The sequence below is a fragment of the Roseicyclus sp. genome (assembly GCF_018402035.1).
Lineage (GTDB): Bacteria > Pseudomonadota > Alphaproteobacteria > Rhodobacterales > Rhodobacteraceae > Roseicyclus.
On sequence record NZ_JAGYJN010000025.1, the window covers coordinates 1 to 6,499 of the forward strand.

The following is a 6,499-nucleotide window of genomic DNA, read 5'->3' on the forward strand; positions in this document are numbered from 1 at the left end:
GAAGGCGACCCCTTTGCCGAAGCCATCGGTGGCGTGAAGCGCGGCTCGATCATCACCGTTGCCGTCACGGCGATCGAAGAGGGTGGTGTCGAGGTGGAATATGAAGGCATGAAATCCTTCATCCGCCGCTCGGACCTGAGCCGTGACCGTGCCGATCAGCGCCCTGAGCGGTTCCAGGTCGGTGACAAGATCGATGTGCGCGTGACCAATATCGACCCCAAGACCCGTCGTCTTGGCCTGTCGATCAAGGCACGCGAGATTGCCGAAGAGAAAGAAGCCGTCGAACAGTATGGCTCGTCTGATTCGGGTGCATCGCTTGGCGATATCCTTGGTGCCGCGCTCAAGCGCGAGGACTGAGATCGAAAACTGCGGGGCTTTTGCCCTGCATTCGGAAAGGCCCCGCGTTGAGCGGGGCCTTTTTTCTTGAGGTCATGCAGTAAGCGGGCAGAAATCTGTGGATAAAACCCCAGCGCGTTTCTTGCGACATCTTGCTGTCATATGCCGCGCGCAGGCTTGGATGCACGGCTGCCCTGTCCCCCAACGTCCCCGGCTTGCGGCCGCCATACCCCTCAACCCCGCGTCTGATCGGCGCGGGGTCTTTTTGATCGCACTGCCCGTTTGGCATTCTGTCGCATCATTTCGCTGTTGCTTTGCCACTGAATACGTTTACTTAGATTTCAGAAATTTCTGAAATGACTGAGCGAACAGGATTTGAGCAATGACGCTGACACCGCTGCAACAGGAGTTCGTTTTGCACTTCGGTGAGATGGGAAGCCGCTGGGGCATCAATCGCACCGTGGGCCAGATCTATGCGCTGTTGTTCATCTCCTCTGCGCCGCTCAATGCCGAAACCATCACCGATGCGCTGTCAATCAGCCGCTCGAACACCTCGATGGGGCTGAAAGAGTTGCAAAGCTGGAACCTTGTGCGGCTCAAGCATGTGCCGGGCGACAGGCGCGATTATTTCACCACCCCTGACGATCTGTGGGAAATTGTCCGCACGCTGGTTTCCGAACGCAAGAAGCGCGAGATTGACCCGACCTTGACCAAGCTGCGCGAGCTTGAGCTACAGGGCCCCGCCGGTGATGATTACGCCGAGGCGCGGATCGCCGAATTGCGCGAGATGATCGAGATGATGACCGGCTTTTACGCCGAGATGGAAAAGCTTGAGACCGAGCGCTTGGTCAAGCTGATGACGTTTGGCTCGCGCATTGCGGGGTTGATTGAAAAGACCGGGGGCATGTTCCCCACGCTGACGAAACGCAAGTAGGGGATGATTGATATGGAAACGCTCGACACCTTGATCCTGAGCCGCATCCAATTCGCGGCCAATATCTCGTTTCACATCCTGTTCCCGACGATCACCATCGCGCTGGGCTGGGTCTTGTTCTTTTTCCGCGTCCGCTACGCGCAGACGCGCGATGATAAATGGATGGCCGCCTATCGCTTTTGGGTAAAGATCTTCGCGCTGTCCTTTGCGATGGGGGTCGTGTCGGGCATCACCATGTCCTTCCAGTTCGGCACCAATTGGCCGGGCTTTATGGAGACCGTGGGCAATATCGCAGGGCCGCTCTTGGCCTATGAGGTGTTGACCGCCTTTTTCCTTGAGGCGGTGTTTATCGGCATCATGCTTTTTGGCTTTTCGCGGGTGCCGGGTTGGCTGCATATGCTGGCGACATTCCTTGTGGCCTTCGGCACCAGCATGTCGGCTTTCTGGATCATCGTGCTGAATTCTTGGATGCACACGCCACAGGGCTTTGAGATGGTCGATGGCGTGGCCTTTGCCACGGATTGGTGGGCGATCATCTTCAACCCCTCTATGCCCTACCGCTTTGCCCATATGATGTTGGCAAGCTTTCTGACCGTGGGCTTTTTGATTGCGGGAGTGTCGGCCTTTCGCTGGCTCTTGGGCGACCGCTCGCGCGAGGTGCGCGCGATGCTCAAGGTGGGTGTCGCGATTGGTGCGCTCTTGATCCCGGTCCAGATCTTCATGGGCGATCTGCACGGGCTGAATACCAAAGAGTATCAACCCGCCAAGGTCGCCGCGATGGAGGGGCTTTGGGAAACCCAAGCCGGCGCGCCGCTTGTGCTGTTCGGCATCCCCGATGAGGCGGCACGCACCAACCATATGGCGATCGAGATCCCCGGCCTCGCCTCCTTCATCTTGACCCATAAGTGGGATGGTGTGCTCAAGGGCCTTGATGCATTCGTGGCCGAGGATGGCACGGTCATGCATCCGCCCGTGGCCCCGGTTTTCTGGTCCTTCCGCGTGATGGTCGGCACCGGCATGGCGATGCTGTTGCTCAGCTGGGCCGCCGTCGGTTTCATGTGGTGGCGTCGCGCGCGGCACGAGGGGCGGATGGCTGGCCATTGGCTTGCCGTCGAAGGCTTGCCCAAGCCAATCCTTTGGGCGCTGGTGCCGATGGCCTTTTCGGGCTGGATCGCCACGCTTGCGGGCTGGTACACCACCGAAATCGGCCGCCAGCCTTGGCTCGTGCAGGGTGTCATGACGACCGAGATGGCGGTGGCCGATGTGCCCGCGCCCTTGGTCTTGGGCACGCTCATCACCTATCTCGCGATCTATGCGGCGCTTTTGTTCGCCTATATCGGCGTCATCGCCTATCTCGCGCGCAAGGCAGCAAAAGGCGATGATGGGCGTGCAATCGACATGAGCCATTCCGGCAAGGCCGGTGTCATGGCCCTTAGCCCGGCGGAGTGAACCTGATGCCCGATTTCGCAAATCCCGCCGATTGGCTGCCTTGGGCCTTTGCCTCGCTCATGGGCTTTTCCATCCTTGTCTATGTTGTTCTTGACGGCTTCGATCTGGGTGTGGGCATCTTGTTTCCGCTCGCCACGCCGGGTGAACAAGACAAGATGATCGGCTCTATCGGCCCGTTCTGGGACGCCAATGAGACATGGCTGGTCTTGGCCGTGGGTCTTTTGCTGGTGGCTTTCCCACAGGCGCATGGGATGATCCTGACTGCGCTTTATCTGCCTGTTTTCATCATGTTGGTTGGGCTGATCTTGCGCGGTGTGGCGTTTGAATTCCGCGCCAAGGCGCGCGCGCAACATAAGCGGCTGTGGAACCGCTTGTTCTTTACCGGCTCGCTCATGACCGCCTTGGCGCAGGGTTTCATGCTGGGCCTCTACGTCATGGGGCTAGAGCAGACATGGGCGACCTATGGTTTTGCGACGCTCACGGCTGTGTTTCTCGCGGTTGGGTATAGCTTCATCGGCGCTGCATGGTTGGTGCATAAGACCGAAGCTGAATTGCAGCATAAATCCCTGCGCTGGGCACGCGAAAGCCTGTGGGGTGTTGTGCTGGGGATCGGGGCTGTATCACTTGCCACGCCGCTTGTCTCCACACGGCTGTTCGAGAAATGGCTTAGCTTTCCGCAGGTGCTCTACCTCGCGCCGCTTCCCATCCTGTCGGGGCTGCTCATCATCTGGCTTTGGCGGATGCTGCGCGCCATGCCCTTCGCCGATGATCGCCGCTCTTGGCTGCCCTTTGCTGTCTCAACCGCGCTTTTTGCGTTAGCCTATCTCGGCATGGCCTACAGCTTTTACCCCTATGTCGTGCCTGAGCGGCTCACGATCTACGAGGCGGCCTCGGCCCCGGAAAGCCTGTTCATTATCTTTGTCGGGGCCTGCGTCGTCGTGCCGGTGATCGCCGGATACTCGGTGCTGGCCTATACGATCTTTCGCGGCAAGGCGACCGAGCTACGCTACGATTGAGGGCGTGTCGCCTGACCGCGCCTTGGCCTGTCTCGCACGAAGAAACGAACAGGCTGCGCGTTAAAAATCGACGCTGACCCCCGGCAGGTTTAACGCCCGCATCAGGTCACGCAACTCGTTACGCGCGGCAAGGTTCGAGATGTTGAGCCGGTCCACACCCAACTCTCGCAGGTCTAGAAGTGTCATGCCGCTGGGAAAGAGTTCGCGGAAAATAACGCGCTCGGAAAAGCCGGGTGCCACACGAAATCCGATCCGCTCAGATAGGCTTTCAAGCGCGCGTCCGACCTTACGTTTATTGTGCATCTCTTGCGCGCCCAAACGGTTGCGCACCACGATCCAATCCATCGGCTTTAACCCGGCCTTGGCGCGCAACTGGCGGGCATGCCAGACCATTTCGGAATAGACGCTTGGCCCCTTGATGGTCATGCCATCGATATCGATACGGCCCAAAAGGTCGAAATCGACGAAACTGTCGTTCATTGGCGTGATCAGCGTATCAGCCAAGCTATGGGCCACTTGGCTAAGGCGCGTGTGGCTGCCGGGGCAATCGATGACGATGAAATCGCACCGCCCCTCCAACGTTGCCACGGCGGCGGCAAGCCGTTTGTCGAGGCTGTTTTCGCCCTCGCTCAACTGGGCAGGGTCAACCTGAGGCAATTCCAAAAGCTCTGGCGTGGCAATATCGAGATGTTGCGCGGCGATAGAGGATGCGCGGTTATCGATGTAGCGCGCAAAGCTGCGTTGGCGCAGGTCGAGATCGAGCCCGCCCACCACATGGCCCATCCTTGCCAGCGCCGTTGCCACATGCATCGCGGTGGTAGATTTGCCCGAGCCGCCTTTTTCATTGCCCAAAACGATAATATGCGCCACGCCGAGCCCCCAATATACGCCTCAACATCTATGCACGCTCAAACGAAAGCCCGCAATATGTGGCGAATGATACGCCAATCTTAGTGAAAGGTTAAGCCGCAATCACCAAAGAAAAACGCCGCCCCCAAGGGGCGGCGTTCAGATCTGCCAAAAAGCCGTGGCTTAGAAGCCGAGGCCTTCGTATTTCTTTTTGAACTTCGACACGCGGCCGCCGGTATCCATCAAGCGCTGCCCACCGCCGGTCCATGCCGGGTGAACAGTGGGGTCGATGTCGAGCGACATGGTGTCGCCTTCCTTGCCCCAGGTCGAGCGCATCTGGACCATGTCGCCATTGGTCATCTTGACGTTGATGACGTGATAGTCGGGGTGGATATCCTTTTTCATCACGCGGGTCCTTATTTATCGGCGCCGGCTTGCGGCTTGTAGGTGTTATCCTCGGCGATACGGGCAGATTTGCCGCGACGCGCGCGCAGATAATACAGCTTGGCGCGACGTACTTTGCCGCGGCGGACCACTTCGATCGACTCGATATTGGTCGAATGCAGCGGGAAAACGCGCTCGACACCTTCGCCGAAGGAAATCTTGCGAACGGTGAAAGAGGCGGCAATGCCCGAACCGTGACGGCGGCTGACGCAGACGCCCTCGTAATTCTGGACGCGCGAACGCGTGCCTTCAGTCACCTTGTAGCCGACGCGAATGGTGTCGCCGGCCTTGAAATCGGGAATGGTTTTCCCGAGGGCGGCGATTTGTTCCGCCTCGATCTGTGCGATCAGGTTCATCTGATCCACTCCTATGTTTGCCCACGGTTGTTCCGCGGAGATGTCATGGTCTTGCGCCGAGAGCTCTGATCTTCACTCGGGTTCGCCTGTGTCCGCCTGCGCGGGGCGCCCGTCAGAGGTCGTCTGACCCTTGCTTGTTCATTGATCCGTCGCAGGCCCGTGCCGAAGTATGCACGAAAACGGAAGCCCGCTGGAGTTACCCCCGCGGGCGTGGGCTGCGTATAGGCCGGCTTTTGCGGCGGATCAAGCTGATTCCAACGCGTTCAATCGCCCTTGCGGGCCTGATATGCGGCCCAAAGATCGGGGCGGCGGGCGGCGGTCAACCGCTCTGCCTCGGCGCGGCGCCATTTGGCGATCTCGCCATGGTTGCCGGACAAAAGCACATCAGGAATAGACCGCCCCTTCCATTCGCGGGGCTGGGTATACTGGGGGTGTTCGAGAAGCCCATCGGAAAAGCTTTCCTCTTCGGTCGAGGCGGCATTGCCCAAGACACCGGGGATCAGCCGCACCGTGGCGTCGAGCAGGGCTTGGGCGGCGATTTCCCCGCCCGTCAGGACGAAATCGCCAAGGCTCACCTCTTCGAGGCCATGTTGCTCGATCACGCGCTGGTCCACACCTTCGAAGCGCCCGCACAAAAGCGTCATGCCTTCGGCCTGCGCGAAACGCGCGGCGTCGGCCTGACAAAAGGGCTTGCCGCGCGGTGAGAGATAGACGCGCGGCCAGCGTGCCGGATCGGTGGGTGTGCCGATCTCGGCCATGGAAAGCGCGCGGCTGACAACATCGGGTTTCATCACCAACCCCGCGCCGCCCCCTGCGGGCGTGTCATCGACTTGGCGGTGCTTGCCTGTGCCAAAGCTGCGCAGATCAATCGCCTCGAGCGCCCAAAGCCCGTGTTGCAAGGCCTTGCCCGTCAGCGAGGCCCCCAGCACACCGGGAAAAAGGTCGGGGAAAAGCGTCACGACCTTGGCGCACCACGCCCCCTTGAGGCGCGGCGTCTCGCTCATCAGGTCGCGTGGCGTGACACTGGCAGAGATCGCCAGCCTGCCATGAGATTTCGCTGGTGTATCGGTCATGTCGTCCTCGTGAGCGCCCATATGGATGCTGGGCCAGAGAAT

General features: G+C 59.7%; 8 protein-coding genes. 4 read left to right on the forward strand and 4 right to left on the reverse strand.

The features are described 5' to 3' along the window. The 4 genes from KG698_RS14335 to KG698_RS14350 all read left to right on the forward strand — a co-directional run. Positions 1–357 (forward strand): S1 RNA-binding domain-containing protein (locus tag KG698_RS14335; RefSeq protein WP_213686239.1); only part of this gene is annotated, 357 nt, incomplete at its 5' end. 361 nt (positions 358–718) lie between these two features. Then, a complete protein-coding gene (locus tag KG698_RS14340; RefSeq protein WP_213686240.1) occupies positions 719–1,270 on the forward strand; it encodes a GbsR/MarR family transcriptional regulator in 552 nt (183 codons plus the stop codon). A gap of 12 nt (positions 1,271–1,282) precedes the next feature. Continuing rightward, positions 1,283–2,719, forward strand: coding sequence for a cytochrome ubiquinol oxidase subunit I (locus KG698_RS14345; RefSeq protein ID WP_213686241.1), 1,437 nt, complete (start codon positions 1,283–1,285; stop codon positions 2,717–2,719). A 5-nt stretch (positions 2,720–2,724) separates the two neighbouring features. Further along, positions 2,725–3,735: a cytochrome d ubiquinol oxidase subunit II gene (locus KG698_RS14350; protein WP_213686242.1), complete on the forward strand. Its 1,011-nt coding sequence runs from the start codon at positions 2,725–2,727 to the stop codon at positions 3,733–3,735. A gap of 60 nt (positions 3,736–3,795) precedes the next feature. Here KG698_RS14350 and KG698_RS14355 read toward each other — a convergent pair whose 3' ends face one another. The 4 genes from KG698_RS14355 to trmD form a co-directional block, all read right to left on the reverse strand. Then, positions 3,796–4,605, reverse strand: coding sequence for a division plane positioning ATPase MipZ (locus tag KG698_RS14355; protein ID WP_213686243.1), 810 nt, complete (start codon positions 4,603–4,605; stop codon positions 3,796–3,798). 162 nt (positions 4,606–4,767) lie between these two features. Continuing rightward, a complete protein-coding gene (gene rpmE, locus KG698_RS14360; protein WP_213686244.1) occupies positions 4,768–4,989 on the reverse strand; it encodes a 50S ribosomal protein L31 in 222 nt (73 codons plus the stop codon). A gap of 11 nt (positions 4,990–5,000) precedes the next feature. Further along, a complete protein-coding gene (gene rplS, locus KG698_RS14365; protein ID WP_213686245.1) occupies positions 5,001–5,384 on the reverse strand; it encodes a 50S ribosomal protein L19 in 384 nt (127 codons plus the stop codon). Between the two features lie 263 nt (positions 5,385–5,647). Continuing rightward, entirely contained in the window at positions 5,648–6,457 is an 810-nt protein-coding gene (gene trmD / locus KG698_RS14370) for a tRNA (guanosine(37)-N1)-methyltransferase TrmD (protein WP_213686246.1), read from the reverse strand. Between the last annotated feature and the right edge of the window lie 42 nt (positions 6,458–6,499).

What these genes read in the sequence shown, in the direction of transcription:
- rplS (WP_213686245.1), bottom strand. Translation starts at nt 5,384, where the DNA reads ATGAACCTGATCGCACAGATCGAGGCGGAACAAATCGCCGCCCTCGGG.
- rpmE (WP_213686244.1), bottom strand. Translation starts at nt 4,989, where the DNA reads ATGAAAAAGGATATCCACCCCGACTATCACGTCATCAACGTCAAGATG.
- trmD (WP_213686246.1), bottom strand. Translation starts at nt 6,457, where the DNA reads ATGACCGATACACCAGCGAAATCTCATGGCAGGCTGGCGATCTCTGCC.
- KG698_RS14350 (WP_213686242.1), top strand. Translation starts at nt 2,725, where the DNA reads ATGCCCGATTTCGCAAATCCCGCCGATTGGCTGCCTTGGGCCTTTGCC.
- KG698_RS14340 (WP_213686240.1), top strand. Translation starts at nt 719, where the DNA reads ATGACGCTGACACCGCTGCAACAGGAGTTCGTTTTGCACTTCGGTGAG.
- KG698_RS14345 (WP_213686241.1), top strand. Translation starts at nt 1,283, where the DNA reads ATGGAAACGCTCGACACCTTGATCCTGAGCCGCATCCAATTCGCGGCC.